The organism is Thalassotalea montiporae, assembly GCF_053485855.1.
In genome coordinates this window covers 1,328,256-1,353,751 of record NZ_JBQRUO010000001.1, presented here as the reverse complement: position 1 = coordinate 1,353,751, position 25,496 = coordinate 1,328,256, and the positions used below count along the sequence as shown (strand labels likewise).

Genomic DNA, 25,496 nt, shown 5'->3' with positions numbered 1-25,496 from the left:
AACTAATGTAAAATTGTATTGGAAATTTTTATATTATCTAATTGTATTTTTAGTATTTGGGCCGCTGGATCTTGCGGACATTCATTTACAAAATATTGATAATCATCGTACGCCACTTTAAAGCAATCGAGTTGATGAAGCAAAAATCCGCGATCGCGACGCTGGAATGGATCATCAGGCTTTAAGGTAATTAACACATCAACACAACGCAGCGCTTCTGTGTATTGTTGCGCGTCAATTAGCGCATTTTTCAACGCGCTAAGGTACTCCACCAACACCGCTTTGGTGTCCATGGATTCAAGATATTCTGAAGGTTCTTGCGGTAATTCGTCTAGGCGAGTGTCTAACTCTTCCCAGTTGAGTGACTCACCATTAAGCGGATCGAAAATAATGGCAAACTGCTGATCACAAATCAGCCTTAACATGACCTTTTCTGGTACAAAAACGAGGTCAATTTCAAAGCCACATTGTTCGCCTATCGTTTTAAATACAACGGCTTTTAGTACGGGGTGAATCTCACGGTGTGAAACTGCTTCAGCAAGTTTTAATGCAGGTACAGGCCAGCTATTTCTTTTCTTTTCAATAAACAATAAATCAAGAAACAGCAAATTAATGAAATGCTCAGCTTGTGCCAACGGCTCTTCTATATCCGCCAGCTCTTGCTCGCAATATTCCACCATTTCGTCAATCAGAGGGAGTACCGATGACTTATGTTCAAAGATAAATTCTTCAACAAGCATAACTGCACGCAGCAAGTCTTCTCGTTCGGTATTTATTTCAGACAACAACAAATCATTCATGAAAAGAAAAATTAGACCCAATAAAAACTAAAGGGACAATATGGGGATGGAAAACGGCAAATTAAAGGGCTGAATAAAATTGTTCAGCCCAACTGCTTATTTACTAGACGTTAACTGTCAAAAAAACAGTTAAAAGAAGAAGGTTTCTTTGGTATGAGCAATTTTAAATACCAGCATAACCCAGCCCATTGCACCAACATAACCGAAAATTTGCATGGTGCGATTACGGGCAAATTTTAAGGCGTAGATGCCAGTAAAAATATAAGCGACTATCGCCATTAGCTTTTCAGCTAACCACAATTGCTCTGTTGGATTCAACGCGAGTTTTACCGCCATCACAACACCAATACCAAGTAAAAATGTATCAATGACGTGCGGTGAGATTTTCACCCATTTTTTGTCCAGCATCTGCGGTGATTTCAGTAACCAGAAAAAGCGCAATGTAAAAAAGCTTACGCTGATAATTGCCAGCGTCATGTGTAAGTGTTTCATATTTCTACCTTAATGGTGTGCCCTAGAAAATTATTGTTATGGTAATAGGTTAAACAGCGAAACCCAGCCTGACTATGCTAAATTGGTCTAGGCTAAGTTCTGCTAACTTAAGCTAAGCATGCCCAAGTTATTCGATCATTGCCAGCTAAGTCTTGCTCAGTCAGTGCATTTTGATAGCCGTTAGCGGTCAGAATATCTCTTACTGCTGCTCCTTGCTGATATCCGTGTTCGAGATATATTGCGCCGCCGCTAGCAAGGTAATTTTTCGCTTCACAAACGATATGTTCAATATCAGCAAGCCCCTGATTATCAGCTACCAGCGCAGATTTTGGTTCAAATCTCACATCACCGGCCACTAAATGTGGATCAGCTTCATCAATATACGGTGGATTGCTCACAATGATATCAAACTTATCTTCATTGCTTTGCGCATTGACCGCGCTAAACCAATCAGACTGATAAATCTTAACGTGATTAAGCGCTAAATTTTCAGCATTTCGCTGTGCCAGTTTTACCGCATCAGGATTAAAGTCAACTGCGTGCACTTGCCAGCTAGGATTTTCTGAGGCCAATGCTAAGGCAATTGCACCTGTTCCTGTACCTAAGTCTAATAGTCGCAGGTTGCCTGTATCATGGTTTGACGAATGGTTAGCTAAAACCAACTCAATCAAGGTTTCGGTATCTGGACGCGGAATGAGCGTTGAAGGTGCAACAAAAAATGGCAAAGACCAAAACTCTTTAACACCAACAATATAAGCAATTGGCTCGCCTGCTAAACGTCTATCGAGCATTTGCTGAAATGCGCTTAATTGAGCTTCGGTGAGCGGCTTATCGTGCCAAGTAATAAGGTAAGTTAAGGTTTGCTCAAGTGCGTCGGCAAGTAGTACTTTCGCATCAAGCAAGGGGGAGTCTGAAACATCAGCAAGCTGCTTGCTTGCTGATGTTAAAACGACTTCTATAGTAGGAAGTACTTCACTGTTCAAAACCAAAACTCAACAGATTAGTTTTGATCAGCAAGTGACGCTAATAAGTCTGCTTGGTTTTCTTGAAGGATTGGATCCATCACTAACTGCAAGTTACCTTCAATCACTTCATTTAAGCGATATAAGGTTAAGTTAATGCGATGATCTGTCATCCGGCCTTGCGGGTAGTTATAAGTGCGAATGCGCTCAGAGCGATCACCACTGGCCACTAGGCTACGGCGTGAAGATTCTTCTTCAGCGCGGCGCTTATCATCTTCTGCTTGCTGTAGGCGCGCTTGAAGTACCGACATTGCCTGAGCGCGGTTTTTGTGTTGTGAACGCTGATCCTGACATTCCACCACTAAACCAGTTGGAATATGGGTAATACGGATCGCCGAGTCAGTTTTGTTAACGTGCTGACCACCAGCACCTGAGGCGCGGAAAGTATCAACTTTTAAGTCCGCTTTGTTAATTTCAATCGCCTCTGACTCTGGAATTTCTGGCATCACAACTACAGTACACGCTGAGGTGTGTACACGGCCTTGTGATTCGGTTTCAGGTACGCGTTGCACACGGTGACCGCCCGACTCAAACTTCATTTCGCCGTACACGCCTTCGCCGTTAATTTTGGCGATAATTTCTTTGTAGCCGCCCTGCTCGCTTTCATTCATGTTCATCACTTCCACTTTCCAGCCTTTTTTCTCGGCGTAGCGGCTGTACATACGGAAAATATCACCAGCGAAAATGGCAGCTTCATCACCACCAGCACCAGCGCGAATTTCAACGAAACAGTTGTTATCGTCGTTCGGATCTTTGGGCAGTAATAAAATTTGCAGCTCTTGCTCTAGCTCTTCAATGGCTGCTTTTGCCGCTTTGTGCTCTTCTTGCGCCATTTCGCGCATGTCGGGATCACTGTCTTTAAGCATTTCATTCGACATTTCCAAATCATCTTCAGCCGTTTGGAATGACTGGAACACTTTAGTGGTGCCTTCCAGTTGAGAAAACTCTTTTGACAAGGCTTTGAACTTTTCCTGATCAGCAATAGTTTCAGGATCAGACAATAATGCCTGCACTTCTTCAAAACGCTCAACTAAACCTTCGAGCTTGCGGTATACGGATTCTTTCATTTTGTTAATTGTCTTTTCTGATATCGCGAGAGTTTAGTTATTTGGCTTATCCAAATCAAAAATGTCGCGTAAATAAATGAGTTTATCGAGTTCGCCGCCCTGAGCAGCAGATTGCAATGCACTGGTTGGTGCATGCATTAATTTGTTTGTCAGCTTAGTGGCAAGTTCTGCCACCACCGCTTCTGGGTTTTTATTGTTATTAAGCTGCGAAAGCGCCTTTTCTAACAACACGTCACGCTCAGCCATACATTGCTGGCGATAACTTAATACTGCATCTTGAGTATTTAAACCGCGCAACCATGACATAAACACGCCCGATTGCTCAGTCACGATACCTTCCGCTTGCACTGCGGCTTTACGGCGGTTTTCAATATTTTTCGCGATAATGCCCTGCAAGTCATCAACCGTGTATAAGAATACATCTTCTAAATCGGATACTTGCTCTTCGATATCACGCGGTACGGCTAAATCCACCATAAAAATAGGTTGATGCTTACGCTGTTCTAGTGCGCTTTCCACCATACCTTTACCGATAATAGGTAAAGTACTGCCGGTTGAGCTAATGACAATATCGGCTTTCGCCAAGTAGTCAGGAATTTGCGCCAGGGTGATGACATCTGCGCCAATTTGCTTTGCCATATTTTCAGCGCGAGAAATCGTGCGGTTCGCTACTGTGATGCTACCAACATTATTGTCGTATAAATGCTTGGCAACCAACTCAATGGTTTCGCCTGCACCCACAAGCAGTACACGCGCATTTTTCAGGCTGGCAAAAATATGTTTTGCAAGGTTTACTGCTGCAAAAGCTACTGAAACCGCGCTTTCGCCAATTTCCGTTTCAGTGCGCACTTGTTTGGCGACACCAAAAGTCCGCTGGAACAAACGATCCATGACTAAAGCCATTGAACCCGCCGCTTTTGCTTGCGAGTAGGCTTGTTTCATTTGACCTAGAATTTGTGGTTCACCTAAGACTAACGAATCCAAACCACAAGCAACGCGCATCATGTGATTCACGGCTTGTTTGTCGGTATGCCAATATAGGCTTGGAATAATCGCACTAGCTGGAATATTGTGGTATTGCTCTAGCCAGTTAACGACTTTCGCTTGCGTTGCTTCTAGGCTAGCGTCTTGAACCAGATAAAGTTCAGTGCGGTTACAGGTCGATAAAATTGCCGCTTCATTACATTCCACTTGCGCCAGCATCTCTTGCAAAGCTGAGCTTAATTGGTCGGGGTTGAACGAGATTTTCTCTCGAACCGACACGGGTGCAGTTTTATGATTGATACCAACAGCAACTATGGACATATTTCGTAATTTCAGCCTAACGCAGAATGTAAATTTGGTCGTTCAAACCAAATATTGGGTAAGCGAGAGTTTTTCTTTACTCAGCTAAGTTCAAAAGGTTCAGCCAAATCAGCGTTGACTGTAAAGTGAACTAACTTAAGTATAGGAAAAATACCCAGAAAAAATTTGGCGCTAATTTTACGGAAAATTGCTCGTGATTGAAAGTGGCTTACCAACACTATATTTATAGATACCCAAACCACTTCAAGATGCTCGCTTCAGTTGAAATTAAAAACGATTTAGGCAAGGCATTGATTGCCAATCATGGTTGCCCCCTTATTAAAATCAATAACGCAGTATAAATCGTTTTTAAATCAACCCTTTGGGCGCTTCACAGGAACTTACTCTCATCGTTGCAGCTAATTGAAAGGGAGTACCATTCCTGCTAGCTGCGCCTTGATACTAAGCCCCTGTGTTAGCGCTGAAGCACGTATCTTGAAATGGTTTGGGTATAAAACTATCGAAAAAAACGAATAATCACTTAAGGTAACAAGGAGTTTGACGTTGATTTAAAAATAAGAACTAACCGCATTCTTATTTACTAGGTGAAGAATTAATCCACTTTACTTTTCAAACCCCGCTTTACTTACCAAACTCAATTCATTGGTGTTAGTTGCTAGCTATTTGCGCTACCATTTCGGCTAAGTAAACTTATCATTTAGTCACTTATACATTCCATGAAACAAGCTTTGCGATTAGTTATGTCTCGCCAATATTCGCCAGTAACACTACCATTAAATTTAGAGCTATTGATAGCTAGGACGATGAACAGTCAGTTGTTAATGGGGTTAATAATGTGCTTAACGCTAATGCTTGGGGGTTGCGCCCAGCTAGGTAGCTTTGGCAAACAACAAAACTATGATCCAAGCTCAGATCGCACAGAGCTACTAAGCAGTATTAATGACTGGCAAATAAAAGGACAAATTGCCTTTATTCAGCCAAGTAAACGTGAAAAGGCCAGTATTTTTTGGCAGCATGGCGAAGATAACCAATCACTTAATTTAACCACTTATTTAGGCATCAATGTGATGTCACTGGAAAGTATCAACGGTTCACATCAACTCACTATTGATGGCAAAGATTATCAAACTCGTAACCTTGACCAACTTATTTGGCAACTTACTGGCCTTACTTTTCCTAGCGATGCGTTAACACATTGGATCAAGGCCGTACCTTATTCAGACAGCGATGAAATAAGCTTATCGACTGAAAGCCAATTACCTGCAACCATCACTAGCTATTACAATAATCAGCAATGGCGAGTGCAATACAGTCGCTACAAAGAGTTTCAAGGCGTACAACTGCCAACTAGCATCTTAATTAAACAGCAAGGCTTAACCATTAAACTGGCAATAAGACAATGGCAAATTTGATTGTGCAGCTAAAGCTTTTCCATAATCAATCCGCTAAGCGGCTTGCTTCAATGAATGAAAGCCAAACTCAGTATTAACTTCTAACTACGAACGAAAGCCACCCGTTAAATGATAAATACAACCTACACATTACCTTCTCCGGCCAAGCTTAACTTATTTTTGCACGTTAACGGTCGCAGACCAGATGGGTATCACGAACTGCAAACCTTATTTCAGTTTCTCGACTACAGCGACACCATTTCACTGACGCTAACTGACGATAATAAAATTACCCTAGCGACACCAATTGATGGTGTCGCCGAAGCAGATAACCTAATTGTTAAAGCCGCTAAAATTCTTGAGCCACTAAAAAGTAATAGTTTAGGAATCAATATTGCCATTAACAAAGTGCTACCTATGGGTGGCGGTTTGGGTGGCGGCTCGTCAAATGCCGCGACTATTTTGTTGGCATTGAATGAGCTTTGGCAGCTTAATTTACCTCTGGAAAAACTTGCTGAGTTGGGCTTGTCACTAGGGGCTGATGTGCCAATTTTTGTGCGCGGCTTTGCTGCTTTTGCGGAAGGTGTTGGCGAACAATTAGTACCCGCAGCGCCTGCAGAGTGCTGGTACCTGGTGAGCAAGCCCGATGTGCACATTTCCACTCAAGAAGTATTCCAAAGTGATGATTTACCTAGAAATACTAAGAAAATTTCGGCTTTTGAGCTAAACACTGATCACCGTCAAAATGATTGCGAAGTGGCGGTAACAAAACACTACCCTGAGGTTGCCAAGCTGTTGGCGACATTGTTAGAATACGCGCCGTCTCGAATGACGGGTACAGGGGCATGTATTTTTACCACTTGTACCAGTGAGCAAGAGGCTTGCGATATTCAAGCTCAACTGCCTAACAACATTGAGTCGTTTGTCGCTAAAGGTGTCAACCAATCGCCTACCCATTCTGCGTTAGAAACACTGCGCAAAAATCTGGGTTAATTAACTGGCGAAATATGAATAGTTTGCTGATAGTTAAATCACGCTGGCTATCAGTGTTTACGTTTAATGTCATAAGCTTCTGAGGAACTTACAGTGCCTGACATGAAGATCTTTGCGGGTAACGCCACCCCTGAACTGGCTAAAAAAATTGCCGATCGCTTATATATCGGTTTAGGTGAAGCGAAAGTAGGTAGTTTTAGTGACGGGGAAATCAGTGTTGAAATCACTGAAAATGTTCGTGGTGCCGATGTGTTTATCATCCAATCAACCTGTGCACCGACTAACAATAACCTAATGGAATTGATTGTCATGGTTGATGCCCTGCGCCGCGCTTCTGCAGGTCGTATCACCGCTGTTATGCCATACTTCGGCTACGCTCGCCAAGACCGTCGTGTACGCAGTGCTCGTGTACCAATTACCGCTAAAGTAGTAGCAGACTTCCTTTCAAGCGTTGGTGTTGACCGTGTCCTAACTGTTGACCTACACGCAGAGCAAATTCAAGGCTTCTTCGATGTACCAGTAGATAACGTTTTTGGTACACCTATTCTGTTAGAAGACATGAAAACCCGCAATTTAGAAAACCCTGTTGTGGTTTCGCCTGATATCGGCGGTGTTGTGCGTGCTCGCGCAGTAGCAAAATTACTTGATGACGCTGATTTAGCCATTATCGATAAACGTCGCCCGAAAGCCAATGTTGCACAAGTAATGCACATTATCGGTGATGTGGAAGGTCGTGATTGTATTATCGTTGACGATATGATTGATACTGGTGGCACATTAGCAAAGGCTGCTGCAGCACTTAAAGATCACGGCGCAAAAAATGTTTACGCTTATGCAACACACCCAGTACTTTCTGGTAATGCAGCGCAGAACCTACGTGAATCTGTGATTGATGAAGTTATTGTGACTGACTCAATTCCATTATCAGATGAAATTAAAGCGTTAGGCGACCGTGTGAAGCAACTAACGTTGAGCGGTATGCTATCTGAAGCTATTCGCCGCGTAAGCAACGAAGAATCTATTTCTGCAATGTTTGAAGCTTAATCGCAGTAAACATTAAAGACTTTAAAAGCCGCGCTCAAGCAAATGCTTAGCGCGGCTTTTTTGTGTCTACACCTTACCGCTTCAATCTAGAATAGGCACAAAACAGCCTTCAATACATTGCGTTAACCCAGCAATCTATTTGCAGTAAACATTCCGAGGCATAGTGACTTACTGGCTTAGTGGCTTACTTAATGTTTTGTAATTTATGTCTACGATCAAAAACGGCCTCACTTGAGGCCGTTTTTAATTATTTAAACTCTTAACACTTGTCGATATTAAGCTTTCTTCTTAGCGGGTGCTTTTTTGGTTGCCGCCTTTTTAGCTGGAGCTTTCTTCGCAGCGGTTTTCTTAGTCTGTTCTTCCTGCCATTTGCCATCAATATACTTGGCCACCCAGCCAGTCGCTTTACCTTCGACCTCTGTCATGACGTACTGCTCTTTAGTTTTACGACTAAAGCGAACAATCGCTAAATTGCCCTCAGGGTCTTGCTCTGGCGCATCTGCTAAGTAATAAAACTTAGATGAAATTCTATCTCTAAAGCGCTTTAACTCAGCCACTTTAGGAGCACGTGTTTCACGCGATTTCGGGAAAGTGCTCGCTGCAAGGAAAATACCCGCCGCACCATCACGTAACACGAAGTGTGCTTCAGACTTTTCACACGGAAGCTCAGGTAACTGTACCGGATCTTCTTTCGGTGGCGCTGCTTCACCGTTAGCTAACAACTTACGAGTGTTTTTACACTCGCTGTTAGTACAGTCGAAGTACTTACCGAATCGCCCTGATTTTAGCTCCATATCAGAGCTACAACGATCGCACTCTAAAACTGGGCCATCATAGCCTTTAATCTTGAAGTCGCCCTGCTCTAGCTCGTAGCCGTCACAAACAGGGTTATTACCACAAACATGTAGCTTGCGCTTTTCATCGATTAAGTAACTGTCCATCGCCGTTGAACATTTTGGACAGCGATGCATCGCACGTAGCGCTTCAGTTTCCTCATCTTCCGCCAGCACGCTGACCGCTTCTTCACCTGGAATAAGGTTCATGGTGGTGGTACAACGTTCTTTTGGAGGCAGTGAATAGCCAGAGCAGCCTAAGAATACACCGGTAGATGCCGTGCGAATACCCATTTTGCGAGCACAGGTTGGGCAATCAATATCTGTCAGTACCGGTTCGTTGCTGCGCATACCGCCTTCTTCCGATGGCTTATCTGCGTTTTCTAACTGGCCTTTGAAGTTGGCGTAAAACTCGTTAAGTACCGCTTTCCACTGCGCTGAGCCTTCAGCGATATCATCAAGCTCTTGCTCCATATTCGCAGTGAAGTTATAGCTCATTAGATCTTCAAAACTTTCTGACAAGCTATCAGTGACGATTTCACCCATCTTTTCAGCGTAAAAACGTTTTTTCTCTAAGCGCACATAACCGCGATCTTGAATGGTGGAAATAATGGATGCGTACGTTGACGGGCGACCAATAGAGCGCTTTTCTAGCTCTTTTACTAGCGATGCCTCACCAAAACGTGCTACTGGCTTTGTGAAGTGCTGCGTTGGGTCTAGCTTATCAAGATTAACCGTATCCCCTACCGCCAAATCTGGTAGATGCTTATCATCACCTTTGTTAAGTTGCGGGTGAACTCTTGTCCAACCGTCAAATCGCATTACGCGGCCTTTTGCTTTAAGGTCAAAATCACCTGCACCTATGGTCAAGGTCGTTACGTCGTAACGTGCTGCGGTCATTTGACAAGCTACAAACTGGCGCCAAATTAATTCATATAAGCGTTTTGCATCAGCATCAACACCGTTTAACAATGCTGCTTCTAATTTCACGTTCGATGGACGAATTGCCTCATGCGCCTCTTGCGCATTACCTTTACTGCCGTAAACTTTTGGTTTTTCCGGTAAGTAATCTGCGCCAAATTCATCGGCAATAAAATCACGCGCCATCTTCACAGCGTCAGCACTTAAGTTGGTTGAATCGGTACGCATATAAGTGATGTGACCTAATTCATACAAACGCTGCGCTAAGCCCATCGTGCGCTTAACACCATAGCCTAGTTTAGTACTCGCTGCTTGCTGCAATGTTGAAGTAATAAATGGCGCTGAAGGCGAGCTTTTCGATGGTTTGTCTTCGCGTTTGGCAACCGCAAACTGCGCTTTTTCAAGTAGCGCAACTGCTGCCATGGTTTGCGTTTCATTGGTTGGTTTAAACGCTTTACCCTTCTCGTGGGTAACCGCTAGGGTTAATGTCGTGCCATCAGCTGTAGTTGTGTCAGCACTAACTTCCCAAAACTCTTCTGGAATAAAGGCTTTAATTTCGCGCTCACGTTCAACCACAAGCTTTACTGCGACTGATTGTACACGACCTGCTGACAAGCCTCTAGCGACCTTCTTCCACAGGAGTGGGCTGACCATAAAGCCGACCACGCGATCTAAGAAGCGGCGTGCTTGCTGAGCATTAACGCCTGGCATACTTAACTCACCAGGCGTAGCAAACGCCTGTTGAATGGCATTTTCTGTAATTTCATTAAATACAACGCGCTTAAACTTATCATCGTCACCACCGATGATTTCTTTTAAGTGCCACGCGATTGCCTCTCCCTCTCTATCCAAATCGGTTGCGAGGTAGATGGTGTCAGCTTTGTCGGCTAGTTTAGTTAATTCACTGACCACTTTTTCTTTACCTGGCAAGATATGATAAGACGCTTGCCAGTCTTTTTCTGGGTCGATACCCATGCGATTAACCAATGCTTGGCGGTCACGCTTGGCTTTGTATTTAGCCTTGGCCTCAGGCGACATTTTTCGTACTTCGGCCGCTGGCTTAGTAGCGACTTTTTTCCCGGTACTGCCCGTAGGCAAGTCACGTACATGACCGACACTCGATTTAACCACGAAGTCTTTACCAAGATATTTGTTAATTGTCTTTGCTTTGGCTGGTGATTCGACAATTACCAATGATTTTGCCATATGTTCTTTAATTCCTGCTTAGACAGCCGACATTTTTATGTATAAGCGATTTAACGCCGTCGAAAAAGTTAAGATGTGTGCGAGCTACAACTGGACTAACTTTGACGCGAGGCAGATAAAGTTTGTCTTAAATATCGTGTAAATAATTATTAGTAGATATATCCATAAATATGCAAGGTGACAAGCATTTATTCAACTTGACCTATGTAAATGCCTTATTTAGCTATAATATCCACCAGTTTTCGCGCATCATAATCGACTTTGCCGAAAAACTTAAGAGGCTATCGATAATAAAATTGAATCAGTAAGATTTCTAACCAGAAAACCAACAAACATTATCCAAGTGCCAGCCAATTAAGGTTTCTTAACGTTTAAGCTAGATTTCAATTTTTAAAACGCCACAGTTGAAATAACGTAAAAAATGGCTAAATGTATCACTAAAAAATTAACAGCAAGTTTAGATATTACGACTAATTTAATAGTGAAGTAAGTTGCTAAGACTAGCTATAAAAAAGAAAAAGCTGGCATGGCCAGCTTTTGCAAATTTGGAAAGGCTCAACTGAAAACAGCTATAGCACCCCTCGCTCCATTTGGTTTAACTCAATCGATTTAAATAACGCAGTAAAGTTACCTTCGCCAAAGCCTTTATCGTCAACTCGTTGAATCATTTCGATAAAGATCGGGCCGAAAATATTTTTGGTGAATATTTGCAATAGATATGAGTTTTCTTTTTGACTGTCTACCAAAATCTGGTGCTGACGAATACGTTCATGATCTTCTTTTACCCAAGGGATGCGCTTAAACACATCATCGTAATATTCAGGCACAATATTCAAGGTATCAATAATATCGCTATCTATTTTATCTAACGAACTCACTAAATCATCGGTAATAAACGCCAAGTGTTGCACGCCTGGGCCATTATACTCATCTAAGTATTCATCTATTTGATTATTATTGGTGCCCTTACCTTCGTTTATTGGGATAGAAAAATTACCGCAAGGGGATTGCAAGGCGTAAGAGACAAGTGCTGTTTTCTCGCCTTTAATGTCGAAGTAACGCACTTCTGTAAAGCCAAATACCTCTTTGTAAAAGTTCGCCCACTTTTCCATTGTGCCTTGGTAAACATTATTGGTTAAGTGATCAACCGCTTTAAAGCCTTTGTCTTCAACTTCAACGGGCTCTGGATGATCTTCAAAATCTTGCTGGTAAATTGAGCCGCCTAAACCAAAGCGATCAATAAAGTAAATCAAGCTGTCGCCAATGCCATAAATAGCAGGGTATGGCAGCTTGTTCGCGGCATTTTCTGCTGATTTAGCACCACGTTTAATTGCTTGTTCAAACGCGAATTCAGCGTCTTCTACTCGCCACCCCATAGAACAAATTGCAGGCCCATGACTTTTCGCAAACTCTTTAGAAAAACCCGACTGTTCATTGTTCAGTAAAAAATGGATATCGTTTTGATTAAAGTAGTCGATATCACGCCCTTTAAACTTTTTGGTTTTCGAGAAGCCAAAACCGTAAAAAGCTTTTTCCATAAAATCGCTGTCAGGTGTCGCGTATTCTGTAAATTCAATACCACACAATTTTAGTGGGTTAGCAACGTCATTCATTATTATCTCTCTGTGACCTGTTGTACCTTTCCTTTTATTATTCATGGAAAAACCCTGGTGAGAAGATAACCAGTCGCTAAGCGAAATCTAGTGATGTAAATCATGTGATACGTTTGTTTTGCAAAAAAACTGGCTAACATCTGGCCAGCCTTGATAGGCTCTGCAGCGGCACCGTAAGGTTATATTTACGCTCATATGTCTGGTCACCGTTCAAGCTCAGGAAGTGAACAAATAAGTTAACTGAAGAAAGTAAACAAACGAGCGTTTAAGATGGCTTAAATCGCGTTAGTAAAGGCAGGATTCTTATACCAATTGAATTAATTAGTTGATCAATTATGACGCAGGAAAAACGCTCAGAAACACAGGTTTTATACTCCCAGCAAAACCTAAGTACCTACATCCATGTAGGCAAGGTGTTATTTTTAAGTAACTAGTTGTTCTAATTTCAGAAATAACAACGCAGTTAATGAGTGTTTTAACCAGCCAGAAAGGGCAAGTATTTATTGAAATTGGTATTATTGCTGAACGTGACAGAAACGCATTAAAAAAGGCGCTGTAGCCTAGCTAGCAGCACCTTTTTGATTCTATTGTGATATAAGGCTCTTGTTAAGCCTTAATCTTAATTAGCCGTTGCTGCGACGCTCACGACGTTTTGGACGTTCAGTGACAACTGGCGCATCAGCAACTGAGATTTCTAACGCTTGACGGCGAATGCGAACACGCTTTAATTGCTTAAATGAAGCAGTCGGCATACCTTTTGGTAGTTGTACAAAGCTGTGACGTTCATGCAAGTTAATTGCACCAATGTAGCTGCTATCCAAAGAAATTTCGTTAGCAATTGCACCAACGATATCACCTGGCTTAGCACCGTGCTCTTTACCTACCTCTAAGCGGTATGTTTGCCAGTCAATATCATTACGTACTGGTTTTGCCTTACGTGGTGCACGTTCACCGCGACCATCGCGCTCACCTCGTTGACCTCGACCATCACGCATATCGCGACGACGCCCATCACGGCCACGATCATTGCGATCATTACGGTCAAATTCACGACGAGGTTTTGGATCTTCTTTTGGCTGAAGCGGTTGTTTTAATTGCTTTAAGTAAAGCAATGCTGCAGCTAAATCCGTCATTGAAACTTCTGATGTCTCTGCCATCTGCTCGATAATAGCGCGCATACCGTCAAGCTCTTTCGACGCAATAACTTCTAACAATTGTTGCTGAGTTTTTTCGATACGTGCTTTACCAATTTCTTGAATGCTAGGAAGTTCAAATGGATTAATCACGCCAGAAGTTAAACGCTCGTAATGACGTAATTGGTACATTTCTCTTGGGCGAACAAAAGAAATAGCGGTACCACTGCGACCAGCACGACCGGTACGACCAATACGGTGAACGTATGACTCATTATCACCCGGCAAGTCGTAGTTAATAACTAAGTCGATGCGAGGAATATCTAGACCACGTGCTACCACGTCAGTTGCGATCAGAATGGAAGAGTGACCATTTTTAATTTGATCAACCGTACGTTCACGCTGTGCTTGGTTCATATCACCATTTAACGCTACTGCAGGGTAGCCTTGGCGCTCAAGTTTTTCAGCTACTTCAACGGTGTCGTTACGGGTACGCACGAAAATAATCATGGCATCGTAATCAAAGGTTTCAGCGATACGCTCTAGTGCAGTTAGTTTGTTAATACCACTCACTTTCCAAGCAAACTGTTCAATATTTGCTTTCGCTTTTTTCACTGCCGCAATTTTTACGTGCTCAGGATCAGTTAAGAAACGATTAGCCACTTTACGGATTGCTGGTGGCATTGTCGCAGAGAATAACGCCATTTGCGTATCATCGTTTAAATGCTCTAGGATCCACTCAATGTCTTCTAGGAAACCCATGTTAAGCATTTCATCAGCTTCGTCTAACACACAAAGCTTAAGCTCGTTAAGTTTTAGGCTCTTGCGACGTAAGTGATCCATTAAACGACCCGGTGTACCAACAACAACTTGCGCACCGCGCTCTAATTGTTGGAATTGCGGGCCATATGATTGACCACCGTATAGAGTAGCAACACGTAAGCCTTTAATATTGGCAGAGAACGACTCAATCGCCTCAGCCACCTGGATAGCTAATTCACGAGTAGGCGCAAGCACCATTAATTGTGGCTTGCGAATACTTGGGTCAATGGCAGCAAGTGCAGGCAAACTAAATGCCGCAGTTTTACCCGTACCTGTTTGTGCTTCACCAAGTACATCACGCCCATCTAAAAGTGGCGGAATAGTTTGGGCTTGAATAGCCGTAGCTGATTCAAAACCAAGCTTGTTTAAGGCTGAAAGAATATTTTCAGGCAAGCCTAACGCATCAAAGCCAGTGACGGCATTGTTCTGTTCACTCATAATTTTTTATCTCTTGGCAGGAAGTCCTGCGATACAACTTTGAGGAAACCACCAAGAAGACTTGAGGCACATTCGAAAGGACAGCGTTTTCGCTGAACAAGGCAAGTCTATTGGGCGGATATAACCCCTACGAAATTTGGAATCTCTACCAGTCTTCTGCGCTAGTTATCGTTAATAGCGAATGCGGTAAAGATTGAGGCGCGCATTATACAGAGACTAAGTAATTTAGCAAGGTTGTTACGGACTGTAGTTTGTTAATAAGTGTAGTTCTAAAAACTTATCGATAAATTAAAGTACTAATTTAGCAAACAATAAGTTTTAAAGTTACTAAGCTTGGATGGTCGAAATTTTCGTTGTGTTAAATAACTTCGTAATGTTAGTTAAAAGAAAAGCCCCTATTGGGGCTTTAACTTCAATCAAAAGTTGGCACTATTGGTCGGTAAAGCAGCTTTGTACGCCACCAAACGGGCCTTTAAGTCCAACATTCTGCGTAGGTGGCACGACATCTTCTTCGGTTAAATCTTCGGCAGATGTCGGTAACGTATAGATAGTGAATTCTCTGCTTTCTGTACCTGTTACTCGGGTAGTTACTGCTAATTCAATATCAACCCACGAACCATAAGTTTGTGGATAGAGCACATCAATTAATGCTCGGCCTTGGTCGTCAGTTGTAACTTGCCCCGTCGCCGCAGCAATATTACCTGGTGTTAGGATACCGTCACCGTTGGTATCTTCACCTGGATCTAAGATACCGTTGAGATTGAGATCTTCATTTATACACGAAATTGGCGAGGTTAAGGTTGGATCATCCTCAGTAGGTTGACGGCCCGTTGTTACCCAAGATACAAAACTACCTGACTCGTCAAATAATTGAGCCCAATAGCCTTTGTAATAACGAACCGGAATTGCCGTAACAGTTAAAGTCACATTATCAACTGGCGTTGAATCTGCGTCCGTAGCAAAAACCGTGTACTGCTTGTTATAGGTGGTAATATCTAATTCTTCAATATTGTTACCTGTACCTAAAGTTAAGAACAACTCACGCCCTGCAACCGTTAAATTAACAGTATCAGATTTGTCTTGCTGATCTCTGACGGTTGCAGTCACCGAGACTCCTTCTTGTGAAGAAACCGCGTTTGATGTGTATACCGTTGAAGCACTGCCGTTGCTATCGGTAATTGCACTAGCAGGGAAAATTGAGCCACCATTGGTGTCGTCCAACGTGAAGTCAACTAGCTTACCTTTAACCAAGTTATCATTAGGGTCGCGCAGTGTGACTGAGATAACTGAAGTCTCGCCATTTGGCTCTACCGAGGCTGGAGACGCTTGCGCTACAACAGTTTCAACCGTTTCAGCAACAAACTCAAATGAGATTTGATTGCTTAATGCCGTATCACCTGAACCGCCAGTAAAAGTAACAACAGCAGGGCCTGCATTGTCTGCTTGCACACTAACAGATACTTGGCCATTGACTGTAGTGCCACTTAATGCTGAAAGCGTTCCACGAGTGCTGGTAAAATCAACTCTTGTGCCGTCAGCAACAGGTGTGCCGTTATCTAACCAAGTTAACGTTATATCAGCCGATTTTGACAGTCCAACATCAGGGGCTAAGGAATTACTCGGATTAACAACTAAACCATTGTTATTATCGAAGGCTGTAAATAAAAATGAGTCTGATTGCACTGAAACTTGTAAGCTTTCAGTCGTACCTAATGCCGCTGCAACAATTGAATTTGTACCGCCAGATAAACCAGTAGCGGTAAATATAGCCTGTCCGGTAAAGTCTGTTGTCACCATTGACGGTATATCTATTTGTGCAGATGAACCATTTGCCACTGACAAATCAACCACTTGGTTAGCAATACCATTGCCGTCACTGTCTCTAAGATTTAGAACATAATCGGTAGAGTCGTTAATTGCTAATGCAGATGAGCCGTTTAGTTGAATGGCCGTACCAACAACTTGAACCAATACGCTATCAGTTATGTTGCCACTTGAAGCTGTTATTGTAACGAGTCTATTTTCAGGGTTTCGCGTTGTTAGTTTAGCTGATGCAAGACCATCGGTTTCTGTTTCTGCTTTTTCAACTTCTAATTCGCCCGATGATACTTCAAAGCTTACCGTCGCACCTTCAACCAAATTATTTCGACTGTCTTTAACGAGGGCTGTTAATTGTACTTCCCCTGCGCCGCTTGACGCTATCTGAGGACTGTCGGCAAACAAAGTTAAACTAGTTACTTCAGGTCCTTCGTTGCCAATACTATCGCCTTGGCTAGTGAACACTATGTCTGCTGTTGATTGGGAATCATCATCATTTAATACAGACGCGGTGATTGTGCCAGCACCAGCAAGAGTTCCCACAACAACCTGTATGGTCGCAATACCTTCTGCATTAGTAGATGCAGCACCATTTTCTGGATTAAATGAAGCTAGCGTTGCTTCACTGACAATAAAAGAAACGAGTTTATTTGGAACCGGTTGGTTATCTTGCGTCACAGTTGCCGTTAGTTCAATTGGCGCTGCAGCAGAGACAATATCGTTATCAAGGGCAAGGCTTATCACAATAGGAGTCGTTTGATTTCCGCCCCCATTATCAGGATCTGGGTTTCCTTCTGAACTTAGACCACCATCACCACCGCCACAACCTACCAAGGTCATAAGCGCCATGGCAAAACTTAAGCGTCGAAACAGCTCCATACTGTCATCTCCATGTACATTTTTATTATAGATCTATCCCATCTTAACTGATAAAGATCGAAAAGGTCACTACCTAAATGCAAAAAGCCAGACCAGTTCAGCAATTAATTTAGTTTTTTCAATTAAATTTAACTGTTACTCTTACAGCCAAATTTCTATAACAATAATTGGTTGTATTCGATACCATGTCGTCAGATCAAAGTTCAAATCTAACGCGCCGCATTGTTACCGCAATGGTTTCAGGCATTTTACTTGGCGCCCTGTTGCAATGGTTAATGCCCAACGGCAAAGATTTTGTTATTCCACTCGGCCTTTTTGATTTTTCACTTCGCGCCTTTTTAGTGGATGGTATTTTTGAAGTTGTCGGTAAAATCTTTATTGCCAGCTTACAAATGCTGGTTGTGCCCTTGGTATTTGTATCGCTAATTTGCGGAACTTGCTCATTAAAGGACACCTCTAAGCTTGGAAAAATAGGCGGTAAGGCCGTTGGCCTTTATCTTATTACTACAGCAATCGCGATTAGCTTCGCGATGACCTTAGCCATGGTAATTAGCCCAGGTGAAGGGGTTAATATGGCGGCAGATACCACTTTTGCCAGTCGTGAAGCACCATCGCTTGCACAAACCATTATCAACATGTTCCCAAGCAATCCGTTTGCGGCCTTTGCCGAAGGCAACATGCTGCAAGTGATCGTTTTCGCATTGCTATTTGGTATTGCGATAGCCCTTTCAGGTCAAGCGGGTGAACGTATTGCAGGAATTTTCGAAGACTTAAATGTTGTTATTATGCGCCTTGTGACCATTCTAATGAACATCGCGCCATACGGCGTATTCTGTTTATTGGCAGGCCTGTTTACCGACTTGTCTATCGAAACCTTTGGTAACTTGATTGTTTACTTTATGGTTGTATTCTTCGCTCTAGTGATTCATGGCTTACTTACCTACCCTATTTTGCTAAAAGCATTTACCGGCTTAAACCCAATTATTTTCCTTAAGAAAATGCGCGAAGCCGCTATCTTTGCTTTTTCTACATCAAGCAGTAATGCCACAATTCCTGTTACACTTGAAACAGCTACGAAAAAGATGGGGGTGAAAAACTCTATCGCTTCATTTACTGTGCCGCTTGGCGCCACCATCAATATGGACGGCACTGCAATTATGCAAGGTGTTGCCACAGTATTTATTGCGCAAGTGTTTAACCAAGACTTAACACTCGTTGATTATCTTATGGTAGTACTAACAGCAACATTAGCGTCTATTGGTACTGCAGGTGTGCCAGGCGTTGGCTTAATTATGTTAGCGATGGTGCTAGAGCAAGTTGGTTTACCTGTAGAAGGTATTGCATTGATAATCGGTGTTGACCGACTACTAGATATGACACGTACAGCCGTTAATGTGACAGGTGACAGTATGGTATCGCTTGTTGTAGGGAAATCTGAGGGACAATTCGAATCAGATACTTACCACAACTTAGATGCTGGAAAAGATATTGAAAATATCGACTTTCATCATTTAAAAGACTAATTGTCAGCACTAGGCTGTATTAGCCACTCAATACTAAGCTATGGTTAAACCAGAAAGACGGTTAAGCCAGAAATATGATTAAGCCCGATTTAGTTCGGGCTTTTTTGTATCTGCTAAATTGCCCCATTACCTTTGAACCGAGTGATTTACAGATAAAAAAATAGCGCTTTACCTAATGATAGATGAAGCGCTATTTTACGAATTAATCGCTTACTTAGAACGGCATTTTAAAACCTGGAGGCATCTGCATACCACCAGTAAGGTCTGCCATCTTAGATTTGTTTTGCTCTTCTACGCGACGCACAGCATCGTTAAATGCAGCAGCAACAAGGTCTTCAACCATGTCTTTGTCGTCTTCCATTAAACTCTCGTCAATTTCAACACGGCGTACACTGTGAGAGCCCGTCATAGTTACTTTAACCATACCTGCGCCTGATTCACCAACAACTTCCATATTTGCCAGTTCTTCTTGTGCTTTTTGCATTTTTGCTTGCATTTGCTGGGCTTGCTTCATTAAATTGCCCATGCCACCTTTCATCATAATATGTCTCCAATACGTAGTTGTTGCCAAAGATAGTGACTCTTGGTAAACAATTCAAGGGAATTAGGATTTACCAAGTGGTTTTGTTGATCGATGCTTGCACTATCTTGCCACGATACTCGATTCATCGAGCACCGCTTGAAAGTTTGTTTGTAAATAGTTAACGATAGGGTCAGAGGCTAGTACTTGCTTAGCGTAATCATATCGTTTGTCATTGATTTGACTTTGAATTTGCAGTGGATCGTCAATAGTTTCGTCTACAACAACCAAATCAACCTGCATTGGCTGACTAAAATACTCAGACACAAAGCTGCGCAGCTGGGTTAATGCCGAATCAGTGATCAAATGCTTAGCTGACTGGTTTAACTCTAGTACCAGATGATTGTCAGTGGTTGCTTTGCCAATAACTGACTGCTGAGCCAAAATTCGTAAACGGCCATTGAGCGACATGGCGTCAATCATATTCGCCCATTTATCGACCTGGTTCGCTTTTTTGATTATTGAAGGATCAACCTGCTCTATCGCGAATCCCTGCTCTGGTAAAGTTTCAGGTGCAGGAACATCAGGTTTGGGCTTAGCTTGTGCTGCAAGAGTCTGACGCTCAGTCGCGTCGTCAGGCTTTTTTACCGACTTGCTCTCCAGCTTTTTCTTACGGCTTCGAAGCATATTTCGAGTCGCTAATGCCGATTCCACACTCGCACTTAACAAACCATCTTCTGAAGAAGCTTTGGCTGTTTCTGTTGCAGGCTTACTTGCTTCGGGCAACACATCTTTCGCAACATTTTGCATAATGTTCGCTGTTGCATCTGCAGTAGTTTCGAATGTCGCCTGATTGACAACCACTTCCTGTAGTTGCTGTTCTTGCAACTGTGTGTTTTGTATATTTGCTGTTTGTGACTGAGCTTGTTGCTCTATTGCCAGCAACTCTTGAGCAAGTTGCTGCTCACTTACCTCTTCATCCTTTATTTCGGCATGTGTTTGATTGGCACTGCTGTCGCCTTCTGCGACTGAAATAGATTCAGGGTGAGTTGTCGTTTCTTGCTCATTCTCTTGAGCCACCTGGCTCACGTGAGTCGCTTGAGCCACTTGAGCAGTCTGGGTAACTTGTGTCTCAGGTAGGGTGACTTCATCAAAGTCTGTTACAGTGGTGTCTTTCTCTGCGTAGCTTTCAGTTTTTTTCGGGCTAATAGCTGGCGCAGCAATATCGGCATCTGCCATCGGCTTAAAGGCTAATAGCCTCAGCAAAGTCATATCAAATGCAGCTTGTTCATCTCCTGCATAAGGTAAGTCTTTTCTGCCATTAAGCACGAGTTGGTAATACAGCTGAATATCTTGTGCAGACATCGCACCAGCAAATTTTTTGATTAGCTTGCTGTGCTCTGACGAAAGATCAAAATGTTGCTCGGTAATTTGGTACATCGCCACATGGTGCAACAACTGCAACAACTCAGCATGCAAGCGCTGGTAACTCGGCGCATAAGCGGCAATTTCTTGCGACAACGCCATCAATCCACTGGTATCTTGCTTAACCAAGGCGATAAGGATTTTATAAGGCCAATGCTGATCCACACCACCCAGCATGTGCTGCAAATTATCAACACTGATATGGCCTTGCCCTTGAGCAATGGCTTGATCTGTCAAACTAAGTGAATCACGCATACTGCCGCGAGCGGCTTTCGCTAGCACATTTAAGCTTTCAGCTTCGAATGTCACTTGTTCGGCGTTAAGAATTTTCTCTAGTTGCTGTTCAATTTGTACAACAGACAAGGCTTTTAAATGGAACTGTAAACAGCGCGATAACACGGTTACAGGTAGTTTTTGTGGATCCGTTGTAGCGAGGATAAATTTAACGTGTTCAGGCGGCTCTTCAAGTGTTTTAAGCAGCGCATTAAAACTGCTTCTCGACAGCATATGCACTTCATCAATCAAATACACTTTGTAACGACCACGTGTTGGCGCATATTGCACGTTGTCTAAAATTTCGCGCGTATCATCAACCTTTGTTCGCGAAGCTGCGTCAATTTCCAATAAATCAACAAAGCGCCCTTGGTCGATGTCTAAGCAAGTATCACACTTGCCACAAGGTTCAGTGCTAACCCCTTGTTCACAGTTTAAACTCTTAGCAAAAATTCGAGCTATCGTAGTTTTACCAACACCGCGCGTACCGGTAAATAAGTACGCGTGGTGTAAGCGTTGCTGGCTAATTGCGTTAACAAGCACAGAAACAACGTGCTCTTGTCCCATCAACTCAGCAAAGGTTTTTGGGCGCCACTTGCGCGCCAGCACTTGATAGCTCATTGGGTATTATTCGCCTTCGTACTGAATTAGCGTAGTAATGTTCAAGCCAAGCGCAGCTAGCTTTTCTTCACCACCTAAGTCAGGTAATGAAATAACGAACGCAGCATCTTGTGTTGTTGCGCCTACGCGACGAATTAACGCGGTAGTTGCTTCAATAGTGCCGCCAGTTGCTAATAAGTCATCAACAATCAGTACTTTGTCTTCTGGTAGTAAAGCGTCTTGATGAATTTCTAAGGTATCAGTACCGTATTCTAATTCGTAGTCTTGTGCGAAGGTTTCGCGAGGTAGTTTGCCTGGTTTACGCACTGGCACAAAGCCAACGCCTAATGCTAAAGCTAATGGCGCACCGAATAAGAAGCCTCTTGCTTCCGTACCAACTATTTTGGTAATCCCTTGGTCTGCATATTTATTTTTAAGCAGTTCAATTGTTAACGAAAAAGCTTGGTGGTTCTCTAAAATCCCCGTGACATCACGAAACATAATGCCTGGTTTTGGGTAATCTTCGATGGTGTGAATGGCACTTTTTAAAAGTGAAATATCTGATTCTGTCATTGCTTCATTTGAGTCTTAATCTTGGAGGTTAAGGATAAATGAATTTAAACAATTTTTACAGAGAGGCGACGCGAGTATTTTGCTTGTTCAGTTGGGCGATTAATGTTAGGAATTTAACATCATCTATGGGCTTGTCGAGAATACAATCACAAAGCGATTGTTCGATTAAATGCTTCATTGACTCACGACCTTGGGTGGTCATAAAAATGATGGGGATCAAGTGCTCGTCTTGACTGATGTTTTTTAGCAGCTTAACACCATCCATTAATGGCATTAAGTGGTCGATAATAAGCAAATCAAAAGGCTGCTCTTGGTATTTTTTATAACCGTCTAAGCCATTTTTCGCATTGGTCACATGGTGTCCACGGCCAGCGAGTAAGCAATTGATTTGTGCCAATACGGCAGCATTATCATCTACCACTAAAATGTTCATCGAGATATGCTGTGATCCAGCAGAACCTATTAAGCTAGGTAAGTGTACCAGCCCATTAGCATAGGTAATAAAGGCATTGAAACTAGGGCAACTAGAGCTAAAAACAAATGACGCTTTGACGCACTATCTTTGAAATTCTCGTTGTGAGACATCTTCTACTTCCTACACAGGTTAAAAACGTCGCGCATTATAATAGATGATTGATTTTATGAACAGAGATTTTGATCTAGATCAAGTTTATAACCAACATGTTGGCAGTTAATATGCAGGCTAAGTTACTGAGCTATTTATGTTAGTTGGTAGCGTTTGTGAGTTAAAAATAATACTTCAATTCCTCATTTAGCCTACTCTTTACCGAGACAGTGACAAGAAAGCTAACGACAAAATCTACAATTAACGCTGTGCAATCATGTTTTTTCAGGCTGATGTTATTAGCAATTTAAGCCCAGTAGAATCAATACTGGGCTTAAAACTAACTAAGGCCAATACGAGCCTATAAAGCTTATTAACGGCGACATTGCCCTTTAACAGATGCTTGATAATCTCCATTAACATTAGGCAAATTATTGGTTAACTGACGAATTCGTGTATCACTTGACGGGTGAGTTGATAAAAACTCTGGCGGCGCGCCCTTGCTCACCTTTGCCATATTACGCCAAAGCTGAATAGCCGCTTTTGGATCATAGCCGGCTTTGGCCATTAATTTTTGACCAACAATATCAGCCTCTGACTCATGCGTGCGCCCATAAGGCATCAACACGCCATATTGTAAACCCAGACCTAACCCAGCCATCCATGCATTTCGATTTTGCACATTTTGGCTAGCCAGTGCGGCGTCAGCAGCTTGCAAACCAATTTGCGCCAATTGGCCTGAAGACATACGTTCATTAGAATGCTGCTCAATAACATGGGCAACCTCGTGACCAATAATGGCTGCTAACTGTGCAGGTGTTTCAGCAACCTTTAGAATACCAGTGTAAACACCAATTTTGCCCCCCGGTAGCGCAAAAGCATTCACTTGCTCAGAGTCAAACACCACCACTTCCCAATCACTAGCCTTAGGCTGGCCTGGTAATTGTTGAATAATGTCGTCAGAAATACAGCGAACATATTGATTAGTCTTGCTGTCTTGGTAGATTTTCTCTTTTTCTTTTAACTGCTCAAACGAAGATGCACCCATTTTATTGAGCTCACCAGCCGAAAATAAGGTGATCTGCTGGCGTCCCGTTGATGATGTAGAACAAGCATTAATGAACAAGGCCAATGAGACTACTGCCAAACTACGTTTCATATGAATTCCTTCTACCTAACGTTATCATTTGTTTTTTATTGTGTATTGTTGTGAGGCTACTCACTAGCTTAAACAACTTGCTACGGTGCAATCTTAACTAGGGCAAAACTTTAACAAGCGTGCTTTCGTCTTTACTAACCCCGTAAATGTCTGATGGCGAAAAGCCCAAGGTAATGTGAAAATCTTTTGGCGCTAAGCCAAATGCCTTACGTAAGTCATCTGCTTGCTCCGAACTAAGTACCACAAAATACGCTTTCCCTTGGTCTTTTATGACACGCCCTAACCCTTTCACCTGAAATTTAATTTGACGACCACTGGCTAATAACGCGTTAACTTGCTGCTCACTAACCTCTTTGATCTCATAAGGGTTAATTAAGGTGACGTGAAACTTGCCATGGTCGCGGTTGGCTTGGCCAGCTCTAAGTGTTTTGAAAGTATCAGTTTCAATAGCCTGTAACTGTTGCAAATAGCCAGCGATGATGTCTTGTTGAACTATGCCACCGACGTAATTTAAACCCGCACTATCACTTAGTTCGCTAGCAGTGACAGTAATTGATTTAACCAAAGCTTCCTCACTTTTGTGTACCTTATGCTGGTCAGCCATAGCGCTGCTCACCAGTGTTGAACCCCATAAAACAACTAAAATACCTATCGCTTTTACATTCATTATTCTCTTCGCTTTGCTGTTATCGTTAGCCCATTATTTTTATTTTACGTTAGGGCTAAACTATTGTGTATAAAACCTATATATGCCGCTGTTTTTGTGCGTACATGCCTAGTCCAATAAACACAGATACCACAACCGGTACTAGGTATAGATCAGAAATTTGCGCCAATAACTCAGCTAAGAATCCACTTAGCCATACAGTTGCGGCACCATAACCAAATGCACAAACTAGAACAAAAATTAATGTGCGCACTACCAAGTGCTGGTTTTTAATGAGTTGGCGAATGGATTGAGAAATTTCACCGCCAAATAGTACCAGCAATGTCGCAATGATCGCCATTGCACATTGCCCTTGATATGGTCGAAACCACTGGCCTAACTGACCCGCCAATTCAATTAACTGCGCTTGCACTA

20 protein-coding genes are annotated in these 25,496 nt (G+C 42.6%); 4 read left to right on the top strand and 16 right to left on the bottom strand.

Features of this window, described 5'->3' with window-relative positions; all coding sequences use genetic code 11:
• Positions 1-2 precede the first annotated feature (2 nt).
• From ACSLUR_RS05800 to hemA, 5 genes are all read right to left on the bottom strand, one after another.
• Positions 3-800, bottom strand: coding sequence for a SirB1 family protein (locus ACSLUR_RS05800; RefSeq protein ID WP_448552637.1), 798 nt, complete (start codon positions 798-800; stop codon positions 3-5).
• A 129-nt stretch (positions 801-929) separates the two neighbouring features.
• Positions 930-1,292 carry a SirB2 family protein gene (locus ACSLUR_RS05795; protein ID WP_115999813.1) on the bottom strand — a complete coding sequence of 121 codons (363 nt, stop codon included), beginning with the start codon at positions 1,290-1,292 and terminating at the stop codon, positions 930-932.
• Between the two features lie 107 nt (positions 1,293-1,399).
• On the bottom strand, positions 1,400-2,275 hold the full coding sequence (gene prmC, locus ACSLUR_RS05790) for a peptide chain release factor N(5)-glutamine methyltransferase (RefSeq protein WP_448552634.1): 876 nt from the start codon (positions 2,273-2,275) through the stop codon (positions 1,400-1,402).
• 17 nt (positions 2,276-2,292) lie between these two features.
• Positions 2,293-3,381: a peptide chain release factor 1 gene (gene prfA / locus ACSLUR_RS05785; protein ID WP_448552632.1), complete on the bottom strand. Its 1,089-nt coding sequence runs from the start codon at positions 3,379-3,381 to the stop codon at positions 2,293-2,295.
• 33 nt (positions 3,382-3,414) lie between these two features.
• A complete protein-coding gene (gene hemA / locus ACSLUR_RS05780; protein ID WP_448552630.1) occupies positions 3,415-4,686 on the bottom strand; it encodes a glutamyl-tRNA reductase in 1,272 nt (423 codons plus the stop codon).
• An 803-nt stretch (positions 4,687-5,489) separates the two neighbouring features.
• Here hemA and lolB point away from each other — a divergent pair.
• From lolB to ACSLUR_RS05765, 3 genes are all read left to right on the top strand, one after another.
• A complete protein-coding gene (gene lolB, locus ACSLUR_RS05775) occupies positions 5,490-6,098 on the top strand; it encodes a lipoprotein insertase outer membrane protein LolB (protein WP_448552628.1) in 609 nt (202 codons plus the stop codon).
• Positions 6,099-6,206: 108 nt separating this feature from the next.
• The gene (gene ispE, locus ACSLUR_RS05770; protein ID WP_448552626.1) at positions 6,207-7,070 is read left to right on the top strand and encodes a 4-(cytidine 5'-diphospho)-2-C-methyl-D-erythritol kinase; all 864 of its coding nucleotides are present in this window, start codon (positions 6,207-6,209) and stop codon (positions 7,068-7,070) included.
• Between the two features lie 93 nt (positions 7,071-7,163).
• A complete protein-coding gene (locus ACSLUR_RS05765; RefSeq protein ID WP_115999808.1) occupies positions 7,164-8,114 on the top strand; it encodes a ribose-phosphate pyrophosphokinase in 951 nt (316 codons plus the stop codon).
• 275 nt (positions 8,115-8,389) lie between these two features.
• Here ACSLUR_RS05765 and topA read toward each other — a convergent pair whose 3' ends face one another.
• From topA to ACSLUR_RS05745, 4 genes are all read right to left on the bottom strand, one after another.
• On the bottom strand, positions 8,390-11,074 hold the full coding sequence (gene topA / locus ACSLUR_RS05760; protein ID WP_448552623.1) for a type I DNA topoisomerase: 2,685 nt from the start codon (positions 11,072-11,074) through the stop codon (positions 8,390-8,392).
• A 569-nt stretch (positions 11,075-11,643) separates the two neighbouring features.
• The gene (hppD, locus tag ACSLUR_RS05755; protein ID WP_448552993.1) at positions 11,644-12,687 is read right to left on the bottom strand and encodes a 4-hydroxyphenylpyruvate dioxygenase; all 1,044 of its coding nucleotides are present in this window, start codon (positions 12,685-12,687) and stop codon (positions 11,644-11,646) included.
• Between the two features lie 623 nt (positions 12,688-13,310).
• On the bottom strand, positions 13,311-15,080 hold the full coding sequence (locus ACSLUR_RS05750) for a DEAD/DEAH box helicase (protein WP_448552621.1): 1,770 nt from the start codon (positions 15,078-15,080) through the stop codon (positions 13,311-13,313).
• Between the two features lie 429 nt (positions 15,081-15,509).
• A complete protein-coding gene (locus ACSLUR_RS05745; RefSeq protein ID WP_448552619.1) occupies positions 15,510-17,777 on the bottom strand; it encodes an Ig-like domain-containing protein in 2,268 nt (755 codons plus the stop codon).
• Positions 17,778-17,962: 185 nt separating this feature from the next.
• On the opposite strand from ACSLUR_RS05745, the gene ACSLUR_RS05740 reads away from it, so the two are divergent.
• Positions 17,963-19,300, top strand: coding sequence for a dicarboxylate/amino acid:cation symporter (locus ACSLUR_RS05740; protein ID WP_448552617.1), 1,338 nt, complete (start codon positions 17,963-17,965; stop codon positions 19,298-19,300).
• A 214-nt stretch (positions 19,301-19,514) separates the two neighbouring features.
• Here ACSLUR_RS05740 and ACSLUR_RS05735 read toward each other — a convergent pair whose 3' ends face one another.
• The 7 genes from ACSLUR_RS05735 to ACSLUR_RS05705 all read right to left on the bottom strand — a co-directional run bounded on the left by ACSLUR_RS05735 (position 19,515) and on the right by ACSLUR_RS05705 (position 25,494).
• Entirely contained in the window at positions 19,515-19,844 is a 330-nt protein-coding gene (locus ACSLUR_RS05735) for a YbaB/EbfC family nucleoid-associated protein (protein WP_116002332.1), read from the bottom strand.
• Between the two features lie 99 nt (positions 19,845-19,943).
• Complete coding sequence (gene dnaX / locus ACSLUR_RS05730) at positions 19,944-22,139, bottom strand: DNA polymerase III subunit gamma/tau (protein ID WP_448552615.1); 2,196 nt, start codon at positions 22,137-22,139, stop codon at positions 19,944-19,946.
• Between the two features lie 6 nt (positions 22,140-22,145).
• Positions 22,146-22,691 (bottom strand): adenine phosphoribosyltransferase, encoded by a 546-nt coding sequence (gene apt / locus ACSLUR_RS05725; RefSeq protein ID WP_115999801.1) that lies wholly within the window; start codon positions 22,689-22,691, stop codon positions 22,146-22,148.
• Between the two features lie 55 nt (positions 22,692-22,746).
• Entirely contained in the window at positions 22,747-23,124 is a 378-nt protein-coding gene (locus ACSLUR_RS05720; RefSeq protein WP_115999800.1) for a response regulator, read from the bottom strand.
• A gap of 505 nt (positions 23,125-23,629) precedes the next feature.
• Positions 23,630-24,415: a M48 family metallopeptidase gene (locus ACSLUR_RS05715; RefSeq protein ID WP_448552612.1), complete on the bottom strand. Its 786-nt coding sequence runs from the start codon at positions 24,413-24,415 to the stop codon at positions 23,630-23,632.
• Between the two features lie 97 nt (positions 24,416-24,512).
• Positions 24,513-25,082 (bottom strand): hypothetical protein, encoded by a 570-nt coding sequence (locus ACSLUR_RS05710; RefSeq protein WP_448552610.1) that lies wholly within the window; start codon positions 25,080-25,082, stop codon positions 24,513-24,515.
• Between the two features lie 76 nt (positions 25,083-25,158).
• A complete protein-coding gene (locus tag ACSLUR_RS05705) occupies positions 25,159-25,494 on the bottom strand; it encodes a DUF3392 domain-containing protein (RefSeq protein WP_448552608.1) in 336 nt (111 codons plus the stop codon).
• Positions 25,495-25,496 lie beyond the last annotated feature (2 nt).